The sequence below is a fragment of the Alpinimonas psychrophila genome (assembly GCF_014137865.1).
Lineage (GTDB): Bacteria > Actinomycetota > Actinomycetes > Actinomycetales > Microbacteriaceae > Alpinimonas > Alpinimonas psychrophila.
In genome coordinates, this window is sequence record NZ_JACGWU010000008.1 from 64084 (window position 1) to 90756 (window position 26673).

General features: G+C 59.4%; 27 protein-coding genes and 1 tRNA gene. 16 read left to right on the top strand and 12 right to left on the bottom strand.

The genetic code is table 11. From position 1 onward, the window contains the following. The first annotated feature begins 22 nt into the window (after positions 1–22). Genes FB555_RS09905 through FB555_RS09915 form a run of 3 tightly spaced genes read left to right on the top strand, consistent with a single transcriptional unit; the run spans position 23 to position 2135 of the window. The gene (locus FB555_RS09905) at positions 23–469 is read left to right on the top strand and encodes an FAS1-like dehydratase domain-containing protein (RefSeq protein WP_182485317.1); all 447 of its coding nucleotides are present in this window, start codon (positions 23–25) and stop codon (positions 467–469) included. After that, the gene (locus FB555_RS09910; RefSeq protein WP_182485318.1) at positions 469–918 is read left to right on the top strand and encodes a MaoC family dehydratase; all 450 of its coding nucleotides are present in this window, start codon (positions 469–471) and stop codon (positions 916–918) included. The genes FB555_RS09905 and FB555_RS09910 overlap by 1 nt, the downstream gene beginning before the upstream one ends. Before the next feature lie 26 nt (positions 919–944). Then, positions 945–2135 (top strand): UDP-N-acetylmuramate dehydrogenase, encoded by a 1191-nt coding sequence (locus tag FB555_RS09915; RefSeq protein ID WP_182485319.1) that lies wholly within the window; start codon positions 945–947, stop codon positions 2133–2135. On the opposite strand, the gene FB555_RS09920 is transcribed toward FB555_RS09915, so the two are convergent. Together FB555_RS09920 and FB555_RS09925 are read right to left on the bottom strand one after the other, a co-directional pair. After that, positions 2132–2347 (bottom strand): hypothetical protein, encoded by a 216-nt coding sequence (locus FB555_RS09920; protein ID WP_182485320.1) that lies wholly within the window; start codon positions 2345–2347, stop codon positions 2132–2134. The two genes, FB555_RS09915 and FB555_RS09920, sit on opposite strands and share 4 nt — an antisense overlap. 7 nt (positions 2348–2354) lie before the next feature. Beyond that, positions 2355–3557: an aminotransferase class I/II-fold pyridoxal phosphate-dependent enzyme gene (locus tag FB555_RS09925; protein WP_182485321.1), complete on the bottom strand. Its 1203-nt coding sequence runs from the start codon at positions 3555–3557 to the stop codon at positions 2355–2357. 178 nt (positions 3558–3735) lie between these two features. On the opposite strand from FB555_RS09925, the gene FB555_RS09930 reads away from it, so the two are divergent. From FB555_RS09930 to hisC, 6 genes are all read left to right on the top strand, one after another. Continuing rightward, positions 3736–3808 (top strand) — tRNA-Trp (locus FB555_RS09930). 20 nt (positions 3809–3828) lie between these two features. Then, positions 3829–4104 carry a preprotein translocase subunit SecE gene (secE, locus tag FB555_RS09935; RefSeq protein ID WP_182485322.1) on the top strand — a complete coding sequence of 92 codons (276 nt, stop codon included), beginning with the start codon at positions 3829–3831 and terminating at the stop codon, positions 4102–4104. 27 nt (positions 4105–4131) lie between these two features. Further along, positions 4132–4992, top strand: coding sequence for a transcription termination/antitermination protein NusG (gene nusG, locus FB555_RS09940; protein WP_182485323.1), 861 nt, complete (start codon positions 4132–4134; stop codon positions 4990–4992). Between the two features lie 116 nt (positions 4993–5108). Beyond that, positions 5109–5537: a 50S ribosomal protein L11 gene (gene rplK, locus FB555_RS09945; RefSeq protein WP_182485324.1), complete on the top strand. Its 429-nt coding sequence runs from the start codon at positions 5109–5111 to the stop codon at positions 5535–5537. Positions 5538–5675: 138 nt separating this feature from the next. Then, positions 5676–6365: a 50S ribosomal protein L1 gene (gene rplA, locus FB555_RS09950; RefSeq protein ID WP_182485325.1), complete on the top strand. Its 690-nt coding sequence runs from the start codon at positions 5676–5678 to the stop codon at positions 6363–6365. Between the two features lie 99 nt (positions 6366–6464). Beyond that, on the top strand, positions 6465–7532 hold the full coding sequence (gene hisC, locus FB555_RS09955; RefSeq protein WP_343046453.1) for a histidinol-phosphate transaminase: 1068 nt from the start codon (positions 6465–6467) through the stop codon (positions 7530–7532). A 165-nt stretch (positions 7533–7697) separates the two neighbouring features. Here hisC and FB555_RS09960 read toward each other — a convergent pair whose 3' ends face one another. Together FB555_RS09960 and FB555_RS09965 are read right to left on the bottom strand one after the other, a co-directional pair. Continuing rightward, on the bottom strand, positions 7698–8708 hold the full coding sequence (locus FB555_RS09960) for an IS30 family transposase (protein ID WP_182484242.1): 1011 nt from the start codon (positions 8706–8708) through the stop codon (positions 7698–7700). Between the two features lie 282 nt (positions 8709–8990). After that, positions 8991–9575 (bottom strand): YqaJ viral recombinase family protein, encoded by a 585-nt coding sequence (locus FB555_RS09965; protein WP_343046454.1) that lies wholly within the window; start codon positions 9573–9575, stop codon positions 8991–8993. 122 nt (positions 9576–9697) lie between these two features. On the opposite strand from FB555_RS09965, the gene FB555_RS09970 reads away from it, so the two are divergent. Both FB555_RS09970 and FB555_RS09975 read left to right on the top strand, forming a co-directional pair. After that, on the top strand, positions 9698–10462 hold the full coding sequence (locus tag FB555_RS09970) for a response regulator transcription factor (protein ID WP_182485326.1): 765 nt from the start codon (positions 9698–9700) through the stop codon (positions 10460–10462). Positions 10463–10464: 2 nt separating this feature from the next. Further along, on the top strand, positions 10465–11979 hold the full coding sequence (locus FB555_RS09975; protein WP_182485327.1) for a sensor histidine kinase: 1515 nt from the start codon (positions 10465–10467) through the stop codon (positions 11977–11979). 16 nt (positions 11980–11995) lie between these two features. Here FB555_RS09975 and FB555_RS09980 read toward each other — a convergent pair whose 3' ends face one another. Beyond that, entirely contained in the window at positions 11996–13012 is a 1017-nt protein-coding gene (locus FB555_RS09980; protein ID WP_182485328.1) for a PfkB family carbohydrate kinase, read from the bottom strand. A 338-nt stretch (positions 13013–13350) separates the two neighbouring features. On the opposite strand from FB555_RS09980, the gene rplJ reads away from it, so the two are divergent. Together rplJ and rplL are read left to right on the top strand one after the other, a co-directional pair. Next, positions 13351–13866, top strand: a complete 516-nt coding sequence (gene rplJ / locus FB555_RS09985; RefSeq protein WP_182485329.1) for a 50S ribosomal protein L10 — start codon at positions 13351–13353, stop codon at positions 13864–13866. A 54-nt stretch (positions 13867–13920) separates the two neighbouring features. Next, positions 13921–14304 (top strand): 50S ribosomal protein L7/L12, encoded by a 384-nt coding sequence (gene rplL, locus FB555_RS09990; RefSeq protein ID WP_182485330.1) that lies wholly within the window; start codon positions 13921–13923, stop codon positions 14302–14304. 56 nt (positions 14305–14360) lie between these two features. Here the strand turns inward: rplL and FB555_RS09995 are convergent, their stop codons facing one another. The 3 genes from FB555_RS09995 to FB555_RS10005 form a co-directional block, all read right to left on the bottom strand. Next, on the bottom strand, positions 14361–15563 hold the full coding sequence (locus FB555_RS09995; RefSeq protein ID WP_182485331.1) for a hypothetical protein: 1203 nt from the start codon (positions 15561–15563) through the stop codon (positions 14361–14363). After that, complete coding sequence (locus tag FB555_RS10000) at positions 15553–16437, bottom strand: SDR family NAD(P)-dependent oxidoreductase (RefSeq protein ID WP_182485332.1); 885 nt, start codon at positions 16435–16437, stop codon at positions 15553–15555. The genes FB555_RS09995 and FB555_RS10000 overlap by 11 nt, the downstream gene beginning before the upstream one ends. A gap of 121 nt (positions 16438–16558) precedes the next feature. Then, the gene (locus tag FB555_RS10005) at positions 16559–18067 is read right to left on the bottom strand and encodes an APC family permease (RefSeq protein WP_182485333.1); all 1509 of its coding nucleotides are present in this window, start codon (positions 18065–18067) and stop codon (positions 16559–16561) included. A 205-nt stretch (positions 18068–18272) separates the two neighbouring features. Here FB555_RS10005 and FB555_RS10010 point away from each other — a divergent pair, with 205 nt between their 5' ends. Both FB555_RS10010 and FB555_RS10015 read left to right on the top strand, forming a co-directional pair. Continuing rightward, positions 18273–19457 carry a CaiB/BaiF CoA transferase family protein gene (locus FB555_RS10010; protein WP_182485334.1) on the top strand — a complete coding sequence of 395 codons (1185 nt, stop codon included), beginning with the start codon at positions 18273–18275 and terminating at the stop codon, positions 19455–19457. Positions 19458–19523: 66 nt separating this feature from the next. Further along, a complete protein-coding gene (locus FB555_RS10015; protein ID WP_182485335.1) occupies positions 19524–20684 on the top strand; it encodes an acyl-CoA dehydrogenase family protein in 1161 nt (386 codons plus the stop codon). A gap of 22 nt (positions 20685–20706) precedes the next feature. Here the strand turns inward: FB555_RS10015 and FB555_RS10020 are convergent, their stop codons facing one another. Next, positions 20707–21915, bottom strand: a complete 1209-nt coding sequence (locus tag FB555_RS10020; protein ID WP_182485336.1) for an Nramp family divalent metal transporter — start codon at positions 21913–21915, stop codon at positions 20707–20709. A gap of 174 nt (positions 21916–22089) precedes the next feature. Here FB555_RS10020 and FB555_RS10025 point away from each other — a divergent pair, with 174 nt between their 5' ends. Next, the gene (locus tag FB555_RS10025; RefSeq protein ID WP_182485337.1) at positions 22090–23370 is read left to right on the top strand and encodes a saccharopine dehydrogenase family protein; all 1281 of its coding nucleotides are present in this window, start codon (positions 22090–22092) and stop codon (positions 23368–23370) included. Between the two features lie 74 nt (positions 23371–23444). On the opposite strand, the gene FB555_RS10030 is transcribed toward FB555_RS10025, so the two are convergent. The 3 genes from FB555_RS10030 to FB555_RS10040 form a co-directional block, all read right to left on the bottom strand. Beyond that, positions 23445–24680 (bottom strand): sugar ABC transporter permease, encoded by a 1236-nt coding sequence (locus tag FB555_RS10030; protein ID WP_182485338.1) that lies wholly within the window; start codon positions 24678–24680, stop codon positions 23445–23447. Continuing rightward, complete coding sequence (locus FB555_RS10035; protein WP_182485339.1) at positions 24677–25429, bottom strand: ATP-binding cassette domain-containing protein; 753 nt, start codon at positions 25427–25429, stop codon at positions 24677–24679. Before FB555_RS10035 ends, FB555_RS10030 begins: the two co-directional genes overlap by 4 nt. Before the next feature lie 133 nt (positions 25430–25562). After that, positions 25563–26673 (bottom strand): substrate-binding domain-containing protein (locus FB555_RS10040; protein ID WP_343046455.1); only part of this gene is annotated, 1111 nt, incomplete at its 5' end.

Genomic DNA, 26673 nt, shown 5'->3' on the forward strand with positions numbered 1-26673 from the left:
CGCTCGTCGTTAGAATTGCGGGGTGAGCGTGAATCCGGAAATCCAAGGTCGTGTCTTCGTGCCGACCGAGCCCTACCTCGTGGGGCGCGAGAAGGTTCGCGAGTTTGCGCGCGCTGTGTTCGCGACGAGTCCGCTGAATTATGACGTGGATGCTGCTATAGCGGCCGGTCACGCCGATGTGGTGGCTCCACCGACGTTCCCCATCGTGATTCAAGAACGCACCCTCGCTCAACTTCTGGCCGAACCGGATGCAGGGATTGATTTCACCCGGGTTGTCCATGGCGATCAGCGCTTCACGTATACCCGGCCCATTGTGGCCGGAGATGAACTCACGGCTACCCTCACGATCGCGAGCGTCAAGAGCCTCGGCGGGCACTCCATGGTTACGGCCGTTTCTGACATCGTCGATTCCACGGGGGCACACGTTGTCACCGCGACGTCCACCCTCGTCGTGCGAGGAGATGAATAATGCCTCAGCTTGCCCAGCTTGCCCAGCTTGCCCAGCTTGACGTCGGCGATGTTGTCGCGACAGCCGAATACCACCTCACCCGTGACTCGCTTGTTCGCTACGCCGGCGCCTCGGGGGACTTCAACCCCATCCACTACCGCGATGATGTTGCCGTCTCCGTTGGCCTGCCCGGTGTTCTGGCCCACGGCATGCTCACCATGGGACTTGCCGTGCAGTGCGTGGTCGCCTGGGCCGGTGATCCGGCTCGCGTTATCGATTACCAGGTTCGATTCACTCGACCCGTTCTGGTCGATGCTGAGACCGGTGCGGATATCAGTGTGAGCGCCAAGCTGGGGGCGCTCGACGCCGAGACCAACACAGCCCGGATCGATCTGACGGTCACCTTTGGGGAGGCGACGGTTCTGGGCAAGGCACAGATCCGTATCGCTCTTTCTGAACTCCTGAGCTAACCTTCGTCCTTTTACCTCTCACGCCGATGACATCCTCACCCCGAACCTTCGCCGACCTGACAACGATTCGCGTCGGCGGGGCGCCGAGGGAGCTCCATGAGGCAACCACCCCTGAGCAACTCGTCGAGACCTCACTCGATGTCTGGGCGTCGAACGAACCCTGGCTACTCCTCGGTGGCGGGTCGAACACCATTGTTGCCGACGAAGGGTTCGACGGTACGGTCATCCTGATATCAACACGAGGCATCTCTGAAACCAGTACCTCATACATTGTGCCCGAAGGGTGTGCCGCCTCAGGCCCAGATGCGCCAACCTCCCACGCCGGAAGCATCATCATTCGAGTTCAGGCCGGGGAACCGTGGGATGCAGTCGTCTCTTTTGCGGTCACCCATGGACTCGCCGGCATCGAGGCGCTCTCGGGAATTCCCGGTTCCACCGGTGCCACCCCCGTGCAGAACATCGGGGCTTACGGTCAAGAGGTAGCCGACGTCATCGTTTCCGTCGAGTTTCTGGACTACCTCACAGGTGAGGTCGAATCCATTCCCGCCGCCGAACTGGGTTTCGCCTATCGAGACTCAATTTTCAAGCGTGGACGGCTCGGCGTGGTTCTCTCCGTTGACTTTGCCCTCACCCCTTCGTGGCGTTCCGATGCCGTGAGCGATGCCACGGCGCTTTCGTTGCCCATCGCCTACCCACAATTAGCGGATGCCCTCGGCGTCGCCGTTGGGGATCGCGCCGAACTTTCTCGCGTGCGTGAAGCCGTTCTAGCTCTTCGCGCGAGCAAAGGCATGCTGCTCGACCCGAGCGATACCGACACCATTGGCGTCGGATCGTTCTTCGTCAACCCCATCGTCACGGAGAGCTTTGCGCGCACACTGCCCGCCGACGCTCCCCGTTATCCGGTTGCGGCACCGATTGCTCAGCGCGTCACGCCCCTCGACGGTTCCTCGCCAATGCTGTTTCCCGGCCTCGAGGGCCCCGCGCTCGTGAAACTCAGCGCGGCGTGGCTCATCGAAGCCGCCGGCGTTAAAAAGGGCTTTGGCGTCCCTGGGTCCGGTGCCGCTATTTCCTCCAAACACACGTTGGCCATCACGAATCGCGGTGGCGCAACATCCGATGACATTGCAGGGCTTGCCCACTACGTGCAGGCTCTGGTGCAGTCACACTTTGGCCTGATCCTGCGGCCCGAACCCAACCTCATCGGTCTGGAGATTTAACTCAGTCCAAGCTGGACGACATCGGCCACAATGGCGGCAACGAGAATTCCGCCACCGGTCCACAGAAAGATGAGCCCCAGGGTGTGGGGGATGTGGTGGATGCCGGATTTTGTGGGGATCAGGCCGATGAGGAAGAGCACGAGGCCGGCGGCGGCTAGTGCCCCTCCAGCAAATTGGAAAAGGGTCAGGATGGCGCCGAGATTATTTCCCACGGGGCGCTTAGTCGCGAAAGAGCTTCTGCAGGCGGCTGATGCCCTCAAGTAGGGCCTCGTCGCCAAGGGCGTAACTGAAGCGCAGGTAACCGCTGGGCCCAAAGGCTTCTCCGGGAACCGCCGCGACTTCGGCTTTATCAAGAATCAGGTCCGCCAACTCGAGCGAACTGGTCGGAGTCACTCCACCCCACGTGCGGTTCAACAGACCGGAGACATCGGGATACACGTAGAACGCTCCCTGCGGCGTGGGCGTGTGCAAGCCGTCAATCTTGTTGAGCTCGCCCACAATGAGTTTGCGACGACGGTCAAATGCGAGGCGCATTTCTTCGACGCAATCTTGCGGGCCGTTCAGTGCGGCAATGGCGGCACGTTGCGAGATGTTCGATACGTTGCTCGAGAGGTGAGACTGTAGGTTCGCGGCGCCCTTGATGGCATCGGTGGGGCCGACCATCCAGCCCAGACGCCATCCGGTCATGGCATACGTTTTGGCGACACCGTTGACCAGGATGGTGCGATCGGCGAGGGCGGGAACGGCATCCACAATGGAAACAGCCTTGATACCGTCGTAGGTCAGGTTTTGATAAATCTCGTCACTGATAACCCAGAGACCGTGAAGGTCGGCCCATTCGCCAATAGCCTTCACCTGTTCGGGGGAGTAGACGGAGCCCGTGGGGTTCGAGGGCGAGACGAAAAGCAGCACTTTGGTGCGATCGGTGCGGGCGGCCTCGAGTTGGTCCACGGTGACGAGGTAGTTGGCTTCGGCCCCGGCGAACACGTCGACTTGAACGCCACCGGCCAACTTGATGACCTCGGGGTACGTGGTCCAGTAGGGAGTGGGCACGAGCACTTCGTCGCCGGGATCAAGAAGCGTGGCGAAGGCTTGGTAGACGGCTTGCTTGCCACCGTTGGTGACAACCACCTGGCTGGGCTCTACTTTCAGGCCCGAGTCGCGCAGGGTTTTGGCCGCAATGGCTTCGCGCAGGTCAGGGAGTCCGGCAGCCGGTGTGTACCGAAAGTTCTTGGGGTCTTCCAGGGCGAGGCGCGCGGCTTCGACAATGTGCGCGGGCGTGACAAAGTCAGGCTCTCCGGCGGCAAAACTAATGACGGGGCGCCCCGCGGCTTGGAGTGCTTTCGCTTTGGAATCGACCTTGAGGGTCGCCGACTCGGCGATCGCGGAAATGCGGGAAGAAATTCGCTTCAATTCAGGCACGTTCTCAAGTGTATGGGAGTGAGCTCAGCTTTACAGAAGGGCCTGCTACGACCTACACTTGTGCGAAGTGGTTGAAAAATGCCATGCTTTTGCGTGCCCTCTTTAGGGCGCACATATTTCGCGAGATTTATGTGAACAAAAGTTGTACAACCTTTAGTGTTCGATCCTGAACACGCCGAGGGTGGTGGCTCAATTGGTAGAGCAGCGGTCTCCAACACCGCAGGTTGCAGGTTCGAGTCCTGTCCGCCCTGCACAGTGAAAGGTAAAAAACATGGCACAAATCGTCGCTGACGAACCCGGCGAGGACGTCGTTGCGCGCGCCAAGCAGGACAGCGCTTCAAAGCGCAATGTTTTCTCGCGGATTGCCTTGTTCCTTCGCCAAGTAATTCAAGAACTTCGAAAAGTCGTCGCGCCTACCCGTAAAGAGCTCTTGAGCTATACGGGTGTCGTGCTGGTTTTCGTCATCATCATGATGTTGCTCGTTTCGGGCATGGACTGGGTGTTCGGCTGGGTCGTGGTGGTCGTATTCGGCACACCGGCTGCCTAACGTCCCCCAAGATTTTCACCAATAGATATGGATATTAACGACGTGACTGACACAACCCGCGACGAACAGCAGCTTGAGGCGGCGCTTGACGCCATCAGTGAGGCCGATGCTCCGAGCATTGTTGATGTCGAAGCCGACGCCGTGATTGACGACGCTTTAGACATTGATACCGCCGATGAGGCCGTCGCAGCTATCGAAGCCATTGAAGACGAAGAAGAAGTCGACGCAGAAGAAGGCGACTCTGTGGTCATTGACACAGACGTTGAAGCTGATCCGTACGCCGAGTTTGAAGCCGAACTTCGTACCCTGCCCGGCAAGTGGTTTGTGATTCACTCGTATGCAGGTTTCGAGCGCAAGGTCAAGCACAACATTGAGAACCGTCGCACGTCGATGCAGCTGAACGATTCGATCTACCAGATTGAAGTTCCCATGGAAGATGTTGTCGAGATCAAGAACGGCCAGCGCAAGATGGTCACCCGCGTGCGCATCCCCGGCTACGTTCTCGTTCGCATGGAGCTGAACGAAGATAGCTGGTCATGCATCCGTCACACCCCCGGCGTTACCGGCTTCGTCGGTAACGCGCACAACCCCACACCGTTGCGATTCCAAGAAGCATTTTCGATGCTCAAGAGCCTCGTTGAGGTCAAAGATGTGCCGACAGCCAAGGCCATTCAAGGACGCGGCGGCCAGGCGGTTGCGCGTACTCCCATCGCCGAGATCGACTTTGAAATTGGCGAGACCGTTGTTATCAAGGAAGGTTCGTTCGCGGGCCTCCCCGGCACAATCAACGAAATCAAGCCCGAAAGCGGCAAGCTCACCGTGCTGGTATCGCTGTTCGAGCGTGAGACCCCCGTCGAGCTCAGCTTCGACCAGGTCGCTAAGCAATAGAGTCGTAAAGCAATAGCTTCGTAACGCACTAGACCACCGGTGCTCAGAACCCATGAGCGCTCGGGAGAGCCCGTCGGAACCCCGGCGAGTTCGACATCACAAAAGAAGGAAATAAAATGGCAGCGAAAAAGAAGGTCACAGGTCTGATTAAGCTTCAGATCAAGGCCGGTGCCGCAAACCCAGCACCCCCCATCGGCCCCGCACTGGGTCAGCACGGCGTCAACATCATGGAATTCTGCAAGCAGTACAACGCTGCGACAGAAGCCCAGCGTGGAAGCATCATCCCCGTTGAGATCACCGTCTATGAAGACCGCTCGTTCGACTTCATCCTGAAGACCCCACCCGCAGCCGAGCTCATTAAGGCCGCTGCTGGTATCGCTAAGGGCTCGGGAACTCCTCACACCGTCAAGGTTGCTCGCCTCACACAGGCACAGCTGCACACGATCGCTGAGCAGAAGATGGTTGACCTGAACGCCAACGACGTTGAGGCTGCAAAGCTCATCATCGCCGGCACCGCTCGCTCCATGGGCGTCACGGTCGAATAGATCTCGAATCGCGATCTCCTCGTTGACGCGAGGCAGCATCGTTGATTCACCCGCATCCTCAGGGATGCTTCCAAATTTCATTGTGGTAGAGCCCGCCAGGTTCGTTCATAACCACACTCTCGAATCAGGAGATTCAAGATGGCACAGAAGTCCAAGGCGTACCGCGCCGCAGCCGAGAAAATCGAGGCTGGAAAGTTTTACTCCCCCACCGAGGCCGTAGGCATTGCTCGCGAAACCGGTTCCGCCAAGTTCAACTCCACCGTTGAGGTTGCCCTCAAGCTGGGTGTTGACCCCCGCAAGGCAGACCAGATGGTTCGTGGAACCGTCATGTTGCCCCACGGCACCGGCAAGACCGCTCGCGTTATCGTGTTCGCAACGGGCCCCGCAGCCGAGGCAGCTCTTGCTGCTGGCGCTGACGAGGTCGGTGGCGACGAGCTCATCGAGAAGGTGGCCAACGGCTACGTCAACTTTGACTCGGCAGTTTCGACCCCTGAGCTCATGGGTAAAGTTGGTCGCCTTGGAAAGATCCTCGGCCCCCGCAACCTGATGCCAAACCCCAAGACCGGAACGGTTACCCCCAACGTGGGTCAAGCTGTTGCCGACATCAAGGGTGGAAAGATCGAGTTCAAGGTAGACAAGCACTCGAACATCCACTTCATCGTGGGCAAGGCGAGCTTCACTGCTGACCAGCTCAATGAGAACATCACCGCAGCACTGGATGAGATCGTTCGCGTCAAGCCTTCGTCCTCCAAGGGCCGTTACATCATGAAGGGTGCCGTGTCGACGACGTTCGGCCCCGGCATCCCCTTGGACGTCACGGTTATCTAAGACAGTTATCTAAAGCTGTTATCTAGTTTCATTAGTTTCACGAAACGGGCTCATCGCTAACGCGGTGGGCCCGTTCTCCTTTCCTCTATCGTTGATGATGTGATTACGCAGCGCAGCAACATTGCCGCCATCCCCTCATACCGCCCGGGTAAGTCCACGGTCGACGGATGGGCTGGCCCGGTGTACAAACTCTCCTCGAACGAGAACCCGTACCCGCCGTTACCCTCCGTCCTGGAGGCGATAGCCCGTGCCGCGAGTCACATCGAGCGCTACCCCAACATGGCGGCGCCTGAGCTCACGCTTGCCATCGCCGCTCGACAAGGAGTCTTGCCCGAACAGATTGCCTTCGGCGGTGGGTCGGTGGAATCAGCGGCCCAGCTCATCCGTGCCTTCGCCGGGGATGGCGACGAAGTTATCTTTGCGTGGCGCTCGTTTGAGGCTTACCCGCTGCTGGTCTCCGGCGCCGGGGCGACACCCGTGCAGGTTCCGTTGACGGCCGATCACCGGCATGACCTCGACGCCATGCTCGCCGCCATCACCGAGCGCACCCGCGTCATTTTCATTTGCACGCCCAACAACCCCACGGGCACGGTCGTACGCCATGACGAGTTGCACGCTTTCCTCGCCCAGGTTCCGGATGACATTTTGGTCGTCATCGATGAGGCCTACGTTCATTTCACCAATGACCCGGAGGCCGAGCGGGGCATTGAGCTGTTTCACGAATTCGAGAACGTGGCGGTCTTGCATACTTTCTCGAAGGCCTATGGAATGGCGGGCCTACGCCTCGGCTACGCGATCGTGCGCGATGACGTGCATGAGGGGTTGCGCAAGGTGGCGATGCCGTTCGCGCTCACCGACATCGCTCAGGCCGCCGGTGTCGCCTCCTTGGCCGCCGAGGACGAGTTGCAGGAGCGTGTGGACGTGCTGATTACCGAGCGCGACCGGGTGCGCGCTTCACTGGCGGCTGCTGGGTGGAAATCTCCGGATTCGCAGGCGAACTTCGTGTGGCTTCCGGCCGGCGACATGACGGATGCCCTCAACACTCACCTCGCGAATCTCGGCCTCATCGTGCGACCGTTCACCGGGCATGGCATCCGGGTGTCCATTGGCGAACCCGCCGCCAACGACGCGTTCCTCACGGCGCTGGAGTCCGCCCCCCGCTACTAGCGACGTTCATTCGCGACCTCCAGCCTGTTGCCACTTCCGTCGAGACACCACCAAATCCGACTTGCGCGCGAGATCCCGCCGAAACCGCACGAAATCCGACTCTGTCGGGGGAAGCATCACTGAGACTGCACCAAATCCGGCTTTTAAGGGGGCGGATTCTTGCGGTCAGCGCAACAGTAGTTCCGTCATCATCTCATTCGGGGTTGCGAAGTCCAATCGTTTGCGGGGGCGTTCGTTCATTTCAAAAGCAACACGGTCAAGGTCATCCTGAGAATAAATATTCAGGTCAGTGCCCTTGGGAAAATATTGTCGAAGTAACCCGTTAGTGTTTTCGTTCGTAGGGCGCTGCCAAGGCGAGTGAGGGTCACAGAAGTAGATATCGATATCGGCGGCGATACTGACTTCCTTGTGGCGGTGCATTTCTTTTCCTTGGTCCCAGGTCAGGGTGCGCCGTATCTGATCAGGGAGAGCACCCATCTTTTCGATAAGCCCGTCACGGACGGATTCAACCCGGTTTTGGCCCGGGGGTAGATGAACAAGGATCACAGAGCCGGAGCGACGTTCAACGACGGTGCCGATAGCACTCTTCATGTCTTTGCCAACGATGAGATCGCCTTCCCAATGCCCGGGAACAGCCCGATCAGCGGCTTCAGGCGGGCGGTCAACAATCATGATCATGTCCGGGATTTTTCCTCGACGCTCGCCCGGTCGCCTATTGGGTTGACGCGTGGTCCGCCCCGTTCGCAACTGGGTTACCAGCTCGCGTTTAAGGCCCCCGCGGGCCAGTAAATACAAGGATTGGTAAATCGTTTCGTGTGACACCTGCATCTCCGCATCGTTTGGGAAGTCTCGTCGCAGGCGGCCAGAGATCTGCTCCGGGGAGAAACATTGTTTCAAGTCCGCCTGAACGCGTTCACGGAGAGCTTCATTCGTGGTGAGCTTAGCGACCTTGGGACGCCGAGCATTCTCGAAAGCCCGCGCATGAGCCGTTGTTGCCCGACGACTGGAATACGCGGCAGCGTGTCGCTTCAACTCCCGCGAGACCGTTGACGGTGAACGACCCAACTCGCGGGCAATCGCTCGAATGCCCTGCGTCGCGTGCAACGCCAAAATCGTTTGGCGTTCTCCCATCGTCAAAGATCGGCCCTTCAGATTGCGCCCCCATCGGGGGCGCATGCCACCGTTCTCCTTCACGTGTTTGCGCACGGTCGAGGCATTCCAACCGATAAGAGGACCTATGTCTTCAGCTGAAAGCCCGGCCTGTTTCAAGTCCCATAACTTGTGGACAACGTTTCCGAGCATCCGCTCAGAATATGGATCCGCGATATCAATCAACACCCTTCAATTCTCAGGTGTTGCATTGACCGCTTGGACCCGCGGCACGGGAACTCGGATTTGGTGCAGTCTCGATGAGACTTGACTCAACGCCGCCGTGAGATCGGCGGAAAGCGGTGTGTGTCAGCGACGGGTGCGAACGTGGAGTTCCATGATCAAGTCGTTGGCGAGACCCACCAGACGCGTGATCTCGCGGTCGTCGCGGTCGATCCAGGTGTGGCGGGGGGTCGAGCTGACCGGCACGAAGTTACGATGTTCCTCCCAGACGAGGAGGGTGCGCTCGGCACCCAAAACGTACTGCTGCCAGAAGACTTGACGGAGATACCCGGCGGGGATGCGCGCCCACGGCTTACCCGTTGTTTTGATCTCGCAGAGCTCGACCCCGCCGGCATCCGTTATGCCAATGCCATCGGGAGTCGCCAAGTGTCGCGGCTCAGTTTCGGAGTGAAACAGGGCCTGAGAAGACTGGATGTCGTAGTGCTCGAGAACCCAGCTCGCAATAATCGGCTCCCGCAGCTTGCCGTGGTCGGTGTAGGCATTGCCGCCGAAGCTCGAACCGTTGAGCTTTTCGGTGGCTGTCGCCAGAATCGAGGCTTTGGTCGTGAGCTTGGCAACATCGGTGGCGGTGATGCCGCGAGCACGGGCCCGCATCCATTCACCTTTGTCGGTACCATCTGTCACGATGCGAGAGAGGTAGGCGGGAGTCACACTTTTATTCTCTCAGCGTTGACCGAGATCGATAGTCGCGCTCGCCGCAGACGGGAAGCATCAGCAATGTCATGGGTACTTCATAGGATTCTCATAGATAGATGAGGATAATGGAAAGAGCCATGACAGATAACTTTGCCTCCGCCTCCGCCTCCGCTCAAACAGCACGTCCCGTGCGGCTCACCCGTGCTGATGGAACCGCTATCCGGGTACTCGTCGTGGATGACGAGGCGTCCCTCACCGACCTTCTCTCGATGGCCCTGCGCTACGAAGGCTGGGAGATTCGAACGGCGTCCGACGGCATGAAGGCCATCGCCGCCGCGCGTGAGTTCAAACCGGATGCCGTGGTGCTGGACATCATGTTGCCCGATATCGATGGGTTGCAGGTCTTGCAACGCATGCGAGCCGATGGTTCTGACGTGCCCGTTCTCTTTCTCACGGCCAAGGACGCGCTCGACGACCGCATTGCAGGGCTGACAGCCGGGGGCGACGACTACGTGACCAAACCCTTCAGCCTTGAGGAGGTGGTGGCGCGCTTGCGCAGCCTCATTCGTCGTTCCACCTTGACCGCTGACGTCAACGGGAGTCCCGTTATTGTTGTGGGAGATCTGGAACTTGACGAAGACAGCCACGAGGTTCGCCGTGCTGGCCGCCCCATTGACACCACGGCTACCGAATTTGAGCTCCTGCGTTATCTGATGCGAAACCCCAAACGCGTGCTCAGCAAATCACAGATCCTGGATCGCGTGTGGAGTTACGACTTCGGTGGGCGTTCCAGTGTGGTCGAGATTTACATTTCCTACCTCCGCAAGAAAATTGATGCGGATGCCAGGCCCATGATCCACACGGTTCGGGGTGCGGGTTACATGCTGAAGTCGGCGGAGTAACCATGCCAGCATCGCTCAAGCCGGGCCCCTTTGGGAACGGTGTCACGCTTCGAGCCCCGTGGACGTTGCGCCGTCGGCTCACGCTCACGGTCGCGGCCTTGCTGGTGCTCGCGACTCTTCTGATTGGCGTCGTGAGTGTGCTCGCCCTCCGTAGCTTCCTGATCGAAAGGCTGGACACCCAGCTGGGCGCTGCCGTAAACCGGTCGCAGAATGCGGTCGATAAGGATCCCCGGCAAGGGGGGCCGTTTGTTCCGGACGGCGATGACCATGCCTCGGGAGCGCTCCTGGCGCCTGGCCAAGCCGCGGGAACCCTCGTCGGAGTCGTCAATGCAACAACCGTGAGTGCCGGTATTCTGACTGGCGACGGCAGTGTTTCCCTCATTGGAACCACCGATTCTTCCCAAGCGAGCTCTCTCGCGCACTTGCGTGACGTCACCCCGGCATCCTCGCCGGCGAGCGTGCACATCGAAGACCTCGGGGACTACCGCGTTGTCGCCATTGCCGGGCCGCGGTCCGAATCGTTGGTCATTGGGTTGCCATTGGGGGAGGTTAACGCCGCGACGGAACAACTTATTCTCGTAATTTTGATTGTGTCGGTGCTCGGCATCGGGGCCACCGTTGTCGCGGGGCGTTTGCTGATTCGCTGGGAGCTGAGACCGCTCGAGCGGGTCGCGGCAATGGCAACGCGCGTCTCGGAACTACCCCTCGATAAGGGCCAAGTCGATCTTGCCGAGCGCATCGATGAACGGGATTCCGACGCGCGAACCGAGGTCGGGCGCGTGGGAAATGCTGTCAATGTCATGCTCGGGCACATTGGTCGCGCCCTCACGTCTCGCCAGGCGAGCGAAGACAAAGTTCGTCGTTTTGTAGCGGATGCAAGCCATGAGTTGCGAACACCGCTTGCCTCCATTCGCGGCTATGCGGAACTCACGCGTCGCGGCGGCGCCGAGATTCCGGATGACGTTCGGCACTCGCTGACCCGCATCGAATCTGAGGCAACACGCATGACGGGCCTCGTTGAGGACCTCCTGCTTCTTGCCCGACTCGATGAAGGCCGTGAACTGGAGCGCGTGTCCGTTGATCTTTCGCGCACCATCGTGGATGCCGTCAGTGACGCTCACGCCGCGGGTCCTGACCACGAGTGGCACGTCGATCTTCCGGAGGAACCCATCGAGGTTCCCGGTGACTCGGCCCGGCTTCATCAGGTCGTGGTCAACTTGCTGGCCAATGCGCGGGTTCATACTCCGGCGGGATCCCGGGTTGACGTGGCGCTGAAGACAGCAAACGGCGTCGTCGTGCTGACGGTCACCGATAACGGTCCCGGAATTCTCGAAGCCGATATTCCTTCTCTTTTTGAGAGGTTCACCCGCGGGGATGCCTCCCGCACGCGAGCCACCGGCAGTACGGGCCTCGGCCTTGCCATCGTGGCGGCGGTTGTTGCCGCGCACCACGGTTTGGTGGCCGTGGCCTCCGCTCCGGGCCGCACTGAGTTTCGGGTCAGTTTGCCGCTGGCTTAGGCCCCAGAGACGAAGGCTAGTAGCGAACGATTGCCGTCTCGCTGAGCAGGTGACTCTCGTCAACCTCGCGCAACTGGGCAACGGGAGCCCGATCGAAACTATTGATGAGGGTCGTCGGGAGGGACACCGCGAGGGCGCCCCACGAAGCCGCTGTGGTGAGCGCCGTGCGAATATCCAGTTCGGGAAGAGTTCCTTGCTCGTTGGCCTTGGTGGATGCTTCGGGCGAGATGACCTGGCTCAAGAACCCGGCTAAGAACGCATCGCCGGCTCCCGTCGTGTTAACGATGGATGGCGCCACGGCGCTCGCCCAGACGACATCATCCGCGGTAATCGCAACGGCTCCGTCGGGGCCCAGGCTCACGAGGGCAATTTCGAGTCCACCGGAGATGAGCTCGCGCCCCGCCTCGATAGCATCACCGAGCGTGGTTAGTGGGCGGCCCACGAGGGATGCTAACTCGTCGGCGTTGGGCTTGATGAGGTTGGCAAAGCCGCTTCTGGCCCAGTGCTTCAGCTCGGGGCCGCTGGTATCCAGGCCCACGCGGGCGCCGAGGTTGCGGGCGCGCGTGAAAAGCTCCGTGAGGTCAATGGGGAGACCGGTATCGGTCATTTTGGGATGCATCCCCGAGACGACGAGCCAGTCGGCGTTCATGTCGCTGACCTGTTCCAGAGTCAGCTCGACGACATTGCGCCAGTCTTCGGCAGAGAACGGAATGGCCTGCTGATTGATATTGGTGGTTCGGCCACCACGTTCGACCACGGTGGTGTTGACTCGCACGCGCCCTTGAACCGGCATGATGCGCATGATCTGTGGGAACGGCGTCGTGAAAAGCAGATATTGGTCTTGCATTCCAATCGGGAGCACGGCGGAAACGGGGCGCTTTGCGAGGTGGAGAGTGCGGGCAACGTTGAGGCCCTTACCGCTCATGTATTCGTGCACCTCGTAGGCGCGATTCACTTTGCCCGCAATGAGGCTTTCGGCCAGATAAGTGCGGTCGAGCACGGGGGCAGGGGTCAGCGTTACAACTGCGTTCACGAGTTGCCTCAATTTCGTGACAAGCCGGAGCCCGGTAAATGAGCAACGGCGCTAATAAGGGAGGGGTAGTACAACTCTATCGATTTGGCGCGCACCCCTCCTCTCCCGTACGCTAGGAGAAACCAAAGACCGCTGGTTATCGGTTGTGTTCTCGCAAGAGGGCCACATCCGGTAAAAAACTCGTTTACACGAAAACCCGCGCAGGCTCTGATGTGATTGACATTCGTCTTCTGACGTTCTCTTCTCGCTCCGGCCCTGTGCCGGAGCTTTTTTGTTGGGCCGGTGGTCTTGGCTGAAACACCTCGCACAAGCGGGGTGTGAGAAACCAAAGGAGCGCCATGGCGAACAAGGAAGCTTCGGTCGTAGAACTCACGGAGAAATTCGAGAGCTCAAACGCCGTACTGCTCACCGAGTACCGCGGTCTCACGGTTGCACAGCTCAAGGAGCTGCGCACATCAATTCGTGAGCACGCAACCTACGCCGTGGTAAAGAACACGTTGACCAAGATTGCCGCCGCTAAGGCCGGCATCGTGGGTCTCGACGACCAGCTTGCTGGCCCGTCGGCTATCGCTTTCGTGCACGGTGACGCTGTCGCCGTAGCTAAGGCTTTACGTGACTTTGCCAAGGCAAACCCTCTTCTGATCGTGAAGGGCGGCTACTTTGACGGTAAGCCTCTTTCCGCTCAAGAGGTTGGAAAGCTCGCCGATCTCGAGTCGCGTGACGTGTTGCTGGCGAAGTTCGCCGGTGCCGCCAAGGCCTCGCTATTCGGTGCCGCATACCTATTTACAGCGCCGCTGTCCAAGACCGTTCGTACGGTCGAGGCTCTGCGTCAGAAGCAAGAGTCTTCCAACTAGCACTAGCTAGCTGGTCGCATTTTTCAACGAATCAAAAGAAAACTAGGAGTAATCATGGCAAAGCTCACAACCGAGCAGCTCATCGAAGCTTTCAAGGAGCTCACGCTCATTGAACTCAGCGAGTTCGTCAAGGCATTTGAGGTGACCTTTGAGGTCACCGCTGCTGCACCCGCAGCCGCTGCAGCAGCCCCCGCTGCTGGTGGCGCTGCTGAGGTAGTCGAAGAGAAGGACTCATTTGACGTCATTCTCGAGTCTGCTGGCGAAAAGAAGATCCAGGTCATCAAGGAGGTGCGCGCCCTTACCAGCCTTGGTCTTGGCGAGGCAAAGGCTGTCGTTGACGGCGCCCCTGCTCCCGTCCTTGAGGGTGTCAACAAGGAGACCGCTGAGAAGGCAAAGGCACAGCTTGAAGAAGCTGGCGCCACTGTAACCCTCAAGTAGTCTTCTTGTAGAAAACTATTGGGCGTCATCCCTTCGCGGGGATGGCGCCCTTTTTCTTAACGCTCAAAGTCCTCGGCGACGAGTTCGATAATGCTCGCCGCAGCCCGCCCCGGATAGGGGCTCACGTACGCTAATAGCTCCGCTATTTCTTCAGAGTGTGTGGGCAAGAGTCCCGCTTCTGCTGCCGCGATTGTCGCTGCAAACTCGTCCATCGCTGTCACCCTGATGGAGGCCGCCGCCGCGAGAATCCCGGTGTGGGTAAATGCCCAATGCTCGCTCTTTTCCCAGAAGATCGCAGGGGTACCCGTGACCAGGGGGTACTCCACCAAGAACGAGATGCCGTCCGTGAGGAGGGCATCGGAGGCGAGAAAGATCGCCGCAAAGCTTGCACTTTCCTGCGTGGCTGTGTTGGGCAAAGCTGCCCAAGCGGTCTTCCACTCAGCGAGTTCACCAGGGGTCATCAGGTCACGATCGGTCAACGTCCCAAAAAGAAACGGGTGCGGCCGCAGCACGACGTCAATGTGTTGATGGGTTCGCGCAAACTCCAGCATGTCGTTGCACAAGTCGGCAAAGACGCCGAAATTCAGCCAGTTCGGTCCGTAGGAATGGTGCGGACCCCATAAGAGCCGAAAGGGAGCCTCGCCTGAGTCGAGCCGGCGATCCAGAGGCCAGAAGGGGGCGGTCTTGGCGGCACTTTCGAGCAAAGCATCGATTTTGGGAGTTCCCGTGCGATAGATCTGGTTGCCATAATCGGCTTCGACAAAGGCCGAGGCGACCTCGGCATCCTGAAGAAAAATCATGTGGGAGAGTCGATGTGTAGGTTGCGTGTATTGGTGGGGGGCAATTCCGTCGAAATCAGGTTCCTGCACGAGAGAACTCGTGAAGTACGGCACATAACAAACATGAGTGAACTGAATGAGCTGTTCAATCTGATAACCGGGCTGGTAATTGCGCTGCCACGGGTAATTCAGAAACAGATAATCGGGATCAAGCTCCTTGAGCCGTTCAAGGCCGATCAGACTGTCCTCATCGGAGAAACGTTCATGAACAATGCCCTGTTCGGTGAAGAATTTGCTAATCAGGGGTTCGTCCGTGAAGTCGTCATAGCCGGTCAGCTTGCGCGGGATGGTAATGACGAGGGGGTCAAAACGTTGATCGGCGAGCATCGCCCGGTAAATGCTATCGAGAGAATCCCAGGCCTCCACATAGAAGACGAGAAAGATGACCCGGATGGGGCGGTGACCGGTATCAGAGAGCAAACGTCGTTCCCATGAGTTCTTCCGTGGAGGCCCAGAGGGCGTCTGCCAGTGATTCATCGTAGGCGCGGGGCATCCCGGTAAAGATTCGGGGCTTTCCCCAGATTTCGAGCCGAGGTCCGATGAACTCACCACCGGAGAGGCCTAAGGATGTGGACGCCAAAATTTGCGAGCGCGCCCCCGTGGCCGCACTTTGCGCCAAGAAGTTTGCGCGCTCGTTGCCGCCCTTCTGCAAGTTTGTGCTGGCCCAGCCAGGGTGGGCGGCGACGGACACGATCGGAATATTCGCTGCTTTTGCCCGGCGATCAAGTTCGAGGGCAAACATCAGGCAGGCGAGTTTGGTGGTGCCGTAGCGATTCCAGGCAGAGTACCCAATGTCGGTTCCCCGGACCTCGTCAACCGACGCGGTCGTGAAGCTTCCGCGGCGATGAGCCACCGAGGACAGGCTGACGACGCGACCTCCCGAGCCGCGAAGGAGAGCGGGGAGCAGGCCGGCCGTGAGGGCGAAATGGCCCACGTGGTTCGTGGCCATTTGCGACTCGATACCGTCTACGGAGAGCGAAAACGGCGGTGCCATAATGCCCGCATTGTTGATCAAAATATCGAGGGGAGTGTCCGTCTGGGCGGCAGTGAAAGCGCGAACAGAGGCGAGATCCGCCAGATCGAGCGGCTCAACTGCCAGTCGAGCATCCGGCTGGTGGGTGCGGATGCGGTCCACGGCGGCAGCGCCGGCAACGGTATTTCGTACTGCCAAGGTGACCTCGGCGCCGAGTGCGCTCAGAACAAGAGCGGTTTCAAACCCTAGTCCGGAGTTGGCTCCCGTGATGATGGCACGCTTGCCGTCGAGGCGGGGAAGGTCAAGAAGGGGTTTCGGCATGTTTCATCGTGCCACATTTGGATGCCGCCTGTGGACAGGTATGCGCCAATTGGCGAAGCTCGGGGGCAAAAAAATTGTGGGGCCCCGCGTTTTCGCGAGACCCCACAAGCATGAGCTGAAACTAGCCGACGTGGGCGCGCATCTTTGCTGCCACCGCAATGGCATCGCCCTCAGGAGAAGTCGACTTCTTGTCGGGGCGGGCAATGAACAGGTAGAGCGCGCCGACGACGAGAACAACGACGAGACCGATCCACGTCACGTAGTTATCCATCAGGCTAAACGTCGCTCCCAGCAAGAGCAGAATGATCGCGATGATGCCGTAAATCAAAGCACCAATGTTGACAACCATGCCCCACGCGCCCAAGCTGAAGGGCCCGGCGGGTTTCCAGCCCATGAAACGCTGACGCAGCGAGGCCAACACGATTGCCTGGAAGGCAACATAAATTCCGAGAACGGCAAACGACGTGATCTGAACGAGAGTGTCCGGCAGAACAAAGACGATCACCGCGATGACCATGGGGATGACGCTGGCCACAACGATGGCGTTTGTCGGCACCTGCGTACGAGGCGAGAGCTTGGCAAGCCACGTGCTGGCGGGAAGCATTCCGTCACGCGCGAAGGAGTGCAGCAAGCGACTGGCGGCAGCCTGAAGGCTCAAAACACACGAGAGGAAGGCCATGCAGGCGATGACCAAGAAGATCTTCTCACCAACGGGGCCCAGAGCTGATTCCAGAATGGACGGAATGGGGTTGGGGTCTTCGCCGCTCACGATGGCAGCCAGGTTGGGCGCAGCCAGCACGTAGCCAACGAAAGACATGAGAGCCGAGACGCCCCCCACGAAGATCGTGAGGTACATGGCGCGGGGAACGCGACGCGACGCATCCGCTACTTCTTCGGCTACGTCACCGCAGGCCTCAAAACCGTAGAACATGAAGAGACCGATGAGGGCGGCACCAACGAAGGCACCCATGTAGTTGCCGTCACCCTTGCCGAACGAATCGAAGAAGACGCTGAAGTCGTTCTTACGGTCAAAGATGAGGAGATAGAGGCCAAGGCCGACGACGCCGGTGAGTTCGGCAGCAAGGCCGATGCGGGCGACGCGCGAGGTCATTCTTGTGCCGCCCAAGTTGAACAACAGGGCGATTACGAGCAGCACGATTGTGAGGCCGAGAGTCCAGCCGGCCGGGAGTAGGCCATTCTCATCGAGGGGAATCCCGACGAGGTTCGCCAAGAATCCGCTGCCATATTCGGCCACGGCGGTGATCGTCACAATCATGGCCCAGATGTAAACCCAGGCTGCCATCCACGCGTAGCGTCTGCCCCACAGGCGTCTCGCCCAAGGGTAGATTCCGCCGGCGATAGGGTATTGCGACACCACTTCCCCCATGACGAGGGCGACCAGCAACTGGCCGGCGCCCACGATGACGATCCAGAAGACGGACGGCGGGCCGCCAATCGAGAGAGAGTAGGCGAAGTAAGCGTAAATCGCGACGAGCGGGGAGAGGTAAGTGAAGCCGAGAGCCATGGTTCCCCACAGCGACATCGATCGCTCGTAGGTGCCTTCGAAGCCAAGGGCGCTGAGATGTTCAGCGTCGCCCATGTGTGCGCGTGGAGAAGTTTTGTCGGACATTGTGACCTTTCACAGTCGTGAAGAAGTACCCTCAAAAATTCGCCATTGAAAGCTGAAGATGACTTCGTATTGCGCACACACTATCGCGAACCATGACTTTCCCGGTACACCTTTTGTCTCCGTTTCTTACACTCATTGTGACAAAGTCCCGCACACGGTTCAGGGCGATAGATTTAATGGATGGCACTCGACCGACGGAGCAACCATGGATAGTTCACAAAAGACCGCGCTAACGGCTGGCCCCCTCGCCGGAATTCTCGTGGCGGATTTTTCACGCGTCTTGGCCGGGCCCTTGGCGACCATGACGTTAGCGGACTTAGGGGCCAGGGTTATCAAAGTCGAGAAGCCTGGTGCCGGAGACGACACCAGAAGCTGGGGTCCTCCCACGTCTGAAACCGGCTCGACATACTTTGACAGCGTTAACCGCAACAAGGAATCCGTGTGTCTGGACTTGGCCGATGCCGGTGACCGCGCTTTGGCTTTTGAGTTGGCCTCGCGGGCCGATGTTGTCATTGAAAACTTCAAACCCGGAGGAATGACCCAATTGGGCCTGGGGTACGAGGCCGTCGCGGCCGTCAACCCTCGCGTTATCTACGTGTCAATATCGGGATTCGGATCCGCTGGGGGCGCCCATCTCCCGGGCTACGACTTCATGGTGCAGGCCGTCGGCGGACTCATGAGCATTACCGGGGAGCCGAACGGCCCGCCGACGAAGGCGGGCGTTGCCGTGGTGGATGTGCTCACGGCTAAGGATGCCACGATCGGAATCTTGGCGGCGTTGCACGCGCGCCACACGTCGGGTCGCGGGGCGCACCTTGACGTCAACCTTCTGTCGAGTCTTCAGGGTTCCTTGGCCAATCAAGCCCAGGCTTATTTGGGAGCCGACGTTGTCCCCCAGCGCCTGGGAAATGCTCATCCGTCAATTGCTCCCTATGAGTTGTTGGCGTGCGCTGATGTTCCGCTCGCTGTGGCCTGTGGCAATGATGGTCAGTTTGTGAAGCTCGCGGAGGTCTTGGGAATCGACAATGCCGCACGCGACGAACGATTCGCGACCAATAGCGCGCGGGTGCGCAATCGTCCCGCCCTCATCGCCATGTTGGAGGAGAGACTGGGGCGCCGGGATGCCGCACATTGGCAGGAGCGCCTGACCGCTGTCGGAGTGCCCGTGGGAAAAGTCGGAACGATCAAAGACGGAATTGCGCTCGCCGAATCTCTGGGATTGGAACCCACCATGGACGTGGTTCGTGCCGATGGTTCCGTCGCCTCCCGCCAGATTCGCCATCCCATTACGTGGCAACCACCGTTTGAAGTGCCTCACCAAGCACCACCATTACTGGGGCAACATTCCGATGCTGTCAAGCGGTGGCTCACCAACGCTTCACAACGGTGATTGTGGTGCTGGAAGCGTTGTCACTGCGTGGCCATACTGGAAGGACACAACAGAGGATTACCGCTCATGACTGACACTTCAGACCTTCTCGATATCGAATCTCTTCTCACCGCCGAGGAGGTCGCGTTCCGCGACACGGTTCGTAATTTCGTGGATGCGACCATTCGTCCCAATATTCAAAAGTGGTATGCCGACGCGGTATTCCCGCTCGAAATCGTGCCAGAGATGGCTCGCCTCGGCCTGCTCGGGATGCACCATAAGGGCTACGGATGCCCGGGAAAAAGTGCGACCGAATACGGCTTGGCAGCACTGGAACTCGAGGCGGGCGACTCCGGTTTGCGAACCTTTGTCAGCGTTCAAGGCTCCCTCGCGATGGGGGCAATCGCGAAGTTCGGTTCCGAAGAACAGAAAAATGAGTGGCTTCCCAAAATGGCATCCGGTGAGGCTATTGGATGCTTCGGTTTGACTGAACCGGCCGCGGGCTCCGATCCTGGAACGATGGAGACGGTCGCGCGCCGCGACGGCAGCGACTGGGTAATTTCCGGGACCAAACGCTGGATTGGCCTGGCGAGCGTGGCCCAGGTTGCCGTGATTTGGGCGATGACCGAAGAAGGTGTTCGCGGCTTTGTCGTTCCCACGAAAACGGCCGGTTTTGTGGCTACCGTCATTGAGCCCAAGATGTCGATGCGGGCCTCCATTCAATGCGAGATTTTGCTGGACAATGTGCGACTACCCGAAAGCGCCATGCTGCCTCTGGCCAGAGGACTGCGCGGCCCCTTCGAGTGCCTGAACGATGCTCGCTACGGCATTGCCTGGGGTGTGATGGGCGCCGCGCGTGACAGCTTCGACGCCGCCTTGGCGTACTCACTCGAGCGCACGCCGTTTGGCCGGCCCCTCGCGGGCTTCCAGCTCACCCAGCAGAAACTGGCGGACATGGTTGTGGAGATCAACAAGGGAACGTTGCTGGCACTGCACTTGGGACGCCTTAAAGACGCCGGCAAGCTTCAGCCGCACCAGATTTCTCTGGCCAAGCTCAGCAACACCAGAGAGGCAATCGAGATCGCTCGTTCGGCCCGCACTGTATTGGGAGGCAACGGTATTTTGCTCGAATACTCGCCCATCCGTCACGCCAACAACCTCGAGAGTGTTCGCACTTACGAGGGAACAGATGAGGTGCACACCCTCGTGCTCGGTCAGCACATCACCGGCATTTCGGCATTCCGCTAGGCATTCGTCGGGTCCGAACCTGCTAGCTGGTGAACGTCAACCAGAGCAGGGCAAAATTCAGCGCGATGATGAGGACAACGGCGATTACGGCTGCCACGGTGGTGAACCAGCGGTTCGCGTCCGCTCCGAGCAGACTCTTTTGGCGGGTAAAAATAACCAGCGGCACGAGGGCGAACGGGATACCGAAGGACAGGACCACTTGGCTCATGATGAGGGCCCACGTGGGGTCAACGCCGGCCGCGAGAATCACAATAGCGGGAATGAGGGTGATGACGCGCCTCGTCAGTAGTGGGATGCGCACGTGGAGAAGGCCGCTCATAATTTCCGCGCCCGCATAGGCTCCGACGGAGGTGGAGGCCAGGCCCGACGCCAGGAGTCCAATAGCGAACATGATAGCGATGACGGGTCCAAGCGTGGCCCCAAGCCCGACGTAAACGCTCTCGAGGCTGTCGGTCTTTCGTCCGGTCAGGTTTACGGCAGCGACTATGAGGATGGCGAGGTTGACGCTGCCAGCAATCACGAGTGCAATGGTGACGTCAATGCGGGTTGCCCGCATTACGTGCGACCGATTGGGTCCGGCCTTCACGAGCCCAAAACGATCTCGGGTCAAGGCCGAATGGGCGTAAATGGCGTGCGGCATGATGGTGGCGCCCAAGATGGACGCGGCGAGCAAGACCGATCCAGAGTCGGCGAATCGGGGAACCAGGCCGGCCAGGAGCGAACCGGCCTCGGGGGGCGCGACAACGACACCGATACCGAATCCAACGGCGATGATAACGAGGAGTCCGATAATCGCCCGCTCGAAACGGTGAGAGCCGGAGCGATTCTGCAACTGCAGCAGGAGGAGGGACAACAGCCCGGTAATGAGACCACCAAGGAGGAGGGGAATTCCAAACAGGAGGTAGAGAGCGATGGCGCCGCCGATGATTTCGGCCAGGTCGGTGGCCATCGCCACGATCTCGGCCTGGAGCCAGTAGACGCGGCGAAGCCACGGGTTAAGGATGCGTTCGCCCAGGAGCTGAGTGAGGCTCTTACCGGTTGCGATGCCCAGCTTGGCCGAGAGGTATTGTACGAGCCACGCAATGAGGTTTCCGCCCACGACGACCCACACGAGCAGGAATCCGTACTGCGCGCCCGCGGTCATGTTGCTCGCGACGTTTCCTGGGTCGAGGTAGGCGACTCCGGCAACGAGCGCGGGCCCGAGGAGGGTGAAAAGTCGCTTCGCTGCCACGAAACCAGCCTAGTTGTCTGCGGTGGGCTCCTCGATGCTCCGTGAATGCGGCACGGGTCAATCGTGAGTATTTATGCTCAAAATGTGCGGATTTCGAAGAAAAACCTGGGAATTATGGAGGAATGAGTAGAAGAAGTTGGATTAAACAACGAAAACCCCGATAGCGTCGAGGTCATGAGAATTCTGCTTGTCGGCGCCGGTGGTGTCGGAGATGCTTTTGCCAAGATAGCTGCTCGCCGTTCGTTCTTCGAATGTGTGGTGGTGACCGACTTCGACATCACTCGTGCCGAGCGCACGATCGCCTGGCTGACTGAGCGTCACGGTGCTGCGGCCATCGCCGGTCGGTTCGTTGCCGACAGTATCGATGCCAGTGATCCCGGCAGCGTCGCGGCGGTTGCCCAGCGTCACTCGATAACGCACGTGATGAATGCCGTGGAGCCCAAGTTCGTGCCCACCATCTTTGCGGGAGCTGCCGCCGCCGGAGCGAATTACCTTGACATGGCGATGAGTCTGTCGAAGTCGCATCCGACATCTCCGTATTCACTCACTGGGGTCACGCTCGGCGAAGAGCAGTTCGCTGTCACCGCGGAGTGGGAGGCCGCCAACCGCCTCGCCCTCGTGGGCATCGGTGTTGAACCCGGCCTCTCCAACGTGTTTGCACGCTATGCCGCCGACCACCTCTTCAGCCACATCGATGAGCTGGGAACGCGCGACGGTGCCAACCTTGTCGTTCGCGACGCCAACGGCGAAGAAATCTTTGCTCCGTCGTTCAGCATTTGGACGACCATCGAGGAATGCCTGAACCCTCCCGTGATCTGGGAGAAGGACAAGGGCTGGTTCACCACCGAGCCCTTCAGTGAGCCCGAGGTGTTTGTGTTCCCTGAGGGGATCGGCCCCGTGGAGTGTGTCAACGTCGAGCACGAAGAAGTACTGATGATGCCGCGCTGGTTGGATGCGCAGCGCGTGACCTTCAAGTACGGGCTGGGCAACGAGTTCATCGGCATTCTCAAGACTCTGCACCAGCTGGGTTTGGATTCCGTTACTCCGGTAAAGGTTCGCACCGCCGATGGCCCCGCCATGGTGGCTCCGCGTGACGTTGTCGCAGCGTGTCTTCCGGATCCCGCCTCGATTGGCCCGCGTATGACGGGCAAGACGTGTGCCGGAATGTGGGTCACTGGAACGGGCAAAGATGGCCAACCGCGGGAAGTGTATCTCTACCACGTGAGCGATAACGAGTGGACGATGGCCGAATATGAGGCCCAGTGTGTCGTGTGGCAGACAGCGCTGAACCCGGTAATCGCACTCGAACTTCTCGCCACAGGGGCGTGGAGCGGCGCCGGTGTTGTGGGACCAGAGTTCTTTGACGCCGAACCATTTTTGACTCTCATGGCTCGCCCCGAGGCCGAAGGCGGCTACGGCCAGGCGTGGGGGCTTGAGGATCGCCTCGCAAACTAATGGTCTTTTCAGACGAACATTGCCCCTCACCTAAAGAAAAGGCGAGGGGCAATGTTCGTCTGGAGGGAGGGCCTTTATGTTCTTAGGATCGAGCCACCACTGCGCTTACGCGACAGGGCGTCGATTGTTGCAGCACCGACGAGGACACCACCGGTGACGAGAAAGTTGATGCCCGCGGGAAGGCCGATAAGACCAAGGCCGTTGTCGATGATGGAAATCACGAGCGCTCCGACAATGGCGTTCATCATGCGACCGCGACCGCCAAAGAGGCTGACGCCGCCCACGACGGCTGCGGCGACACCGTTGAGAACGATGGTTCGGCCGGCGGTTGATTCCACCGAGCCAATCCGGCTAGCGTGCAGGAGCCCGGAGACCACGGCAAGCGTTGAGCAGATCATGAAGGCAGCGATGCGAATCTTGGCAACGTCAATGCCGGCACGGCGCCCGGCTTCTGGATTGCCACCTACAGCGTAGAGGTAACGACCAAATAAGGTGCGATCAAGCACGAATGTTCCGATGAAGACGATGACGAGAACGATCGGAATCACAATCGGAACACCGGCGATTGCTTTGATGGAGACGCTTCTATTTTCGTTCAGGATGGCGACAGCGATGCCGCCAAGAACAGCCATAAAGGCGAGACGAATAAAGAGCATTGAGATGGGACGCGTCGCCAACCCCGTGCGCGTGCGACGGCTGCGGTCCCACAGTGCGATGAGGAAGGAACCGACAACCATGATGGCCAGCATGCCCCAACCGGCCCACTCGGGCATGTTGCTGTTCATGATGGCCTGGATGGCAGGAATGTCAACGCGGTAAATTCCACCATCACCGAGCATGATCAGCTGAAGCCCTTGGAACCCCAAGAAGAAGCCCAGCGTGACGACGAAGGACGGCACCCTGATTTTCGCCACGAAGAAACCGATGATCCACCCCGTGAGCGAGCCAAAGGCCAGCGCAGCGATGACCGAGAGAAGGGGGTCGATCCCCATCTTCTGATTCAGTACGACGAACAACGCCATGCCGACACCGGCGGTTACCCCGGCGGCAAGGTCAATCTCACCGAGGAGCAAGACAAAGACGAGGGCGCACGCCAAGACGGCGAGTTCGGCGGACTGAACGAACAGGTTGGCAAAGTTGAGCTTTGTCAAGAAGAACGGGCTGAGGGCCGAGAACAGAATCGCGAGAAGAATGAGAGCGGAGACGGCCGGGAGGGCCCCCATTTCGCCACTGCGAATTCTTTGGAAGTAGGCGGTCGCTTGATCGCGAAGGGTTCCTTCGTGGCCGGTAGCCAGGGAAGTGTTGCTCATGAAGCTGCTCCTTCGAGGGACTTGGTGCCGGTGATGTACCCAACGACGTCGTTGTAGTTCGTGTCGGCTGTTGCCAGGGAGGCAACCATCCCCCCCAGGTAGAGAACGCTAATGAAGTCGGCGACTTGAAAAACATCGGCGAGGTTGTGGCTGATGATGATGACGCCAATTCCGTTATCGGCTAGACGACGGACAAGGTTGAGAACCTGTTCGGTCTGGGCAACGCCGAGGGCGGCGGTGGGCTCGTCGAGAATCACGAGCTTGGCATTACGCAATACGGTGCGACCGATGGCGACGGTTTGACGCTGACCGCCCGAGAGGGATGAGACCTTCTGTCGAACGGACTTTACGGTGCGCACGGACAGGCTCTGCAATGCCTTGGTAGCCGCAAATTCCATGGCTGCTTCGTCAAGGGTGCCCATGGCAACTTCTTCGCGCCCGAGAAACATGTTCTGAACGATGTCCAGGTTCTCGCACAAAGCGAGGTCCTGATAAACAACCTCGATGCCAAGGTTGCTGGCCTGCTTGGGATTCACGATGTGGACATCGTGGCCGTCAAAACGCACGGTGCCTTCATCGAAAGGCTGCACTCCCGAGAGCCCCTTGATCAGGGTGGACTTGCCGGCGCCGTTGTCTCCCACAAGGGCGGTGACTTTGCCGGCGTAGGCCTTGAAGTCAATCCCCTTAAGGACATCGACGGGGCCGAAGCTCTTTTTGACTCCGACGAGTTCGATCAGTGGCGTATCCATGCCATCTCCTTTGATGCTCCTCGCGCCGACGATGGCGTGAAGGTAATTCTGTCGCACAGTGTGCGCTGGGGGAAGCGTTAATAAAGGGTCTTCCCGCCGAGGATGAGTCGACGGGAAGACCCAGAGGGTGGCTCTACTTGACTTTGTACATCGTGCACGCGGCAGCTACGGCTGCGGTGCAGAGTTCAGAAGCCTTGGCATCGCCGGCCGTGACGACATCAATGACGCTCGAAGCGACGATCTTGATGGGCGTAACCGCGACGAAGGGGGTTCCATCAGCGAGCTTCTTGCTCACCGAGGGGGTTGCGCCGTTCAAAATCTGAATGGCGAGGTCAGAAGCAGCGGCTGCTTCAACCTTGGCGGGCTTGTATACGGTGCAGGTCTGCTTGCCCAGAAGGACGTTTTGAAGACCGGCAACCGAGGCATCCTGACCGGAAACAGGAATGGTCTTGCCATTCTTGTCGAGGATCGTGATAACGGAAGCAGCATTGGTGTCGTTGGCGACCCATACTGCATCAACCTTGCCACCGAGCGTGGTGTAAGCCTGTTCGAATGCGGTTCCAGCCTTGGCGCCATCCCAGGTTCCGGGAGTTTCGAACGCGGGCTTGATGCCAGCAGCTGACATGACAGCGACAGCACCGTCATGGAACATCTTGGCGTTACCGTCTGCGGGGTCGCCGCCAACGTAAACAACACTGGCGGTCTTGGCGTCAACGCCAGCTGCCTTCAGTCCGTCAACGATGCAGGTACCTTCAATGCCACCAACAGCCTCGTTGTCGAAGGAGACGTAGTAGTCAGCTCCGGCGAAGGGGCGGTCGTAGGCGATCGACGGGATGCCCTGAGCCTTGGCCTTGGTGGCAACCGTAACGGCAGCACCTTGAAGGTCATCTAGGATCATGACGCCGCAACCCTTGCTGAGCTGCTGGTCGGCGATCGTGGCGTACTTAGCGGTGTCACCCTGAGCATTCTGGATGTCTGCTTCGAAGCCCGCGGCGGTCAAAGCATCGTTGAGAGCGGGGCGGTCGCTTGCCTCGTAGCGAGGTGACGACTGGGTGTCGGGCAGGATAACGCAGGCGCGCTTGCTGGCGGCCGTTGTTCCACCGGTGGAAGCGCTACAGCCCGAAAGCATGAGTGCGCCTGCTGCGGCCATGGCAACAATTGAGATTAATGAAGACTTCTTCATTTTCTCCCCCTTCTGAATGTTTTGTGTCTTGGTTCCCGGCAAGCCGAGGTTGACTCCTCTA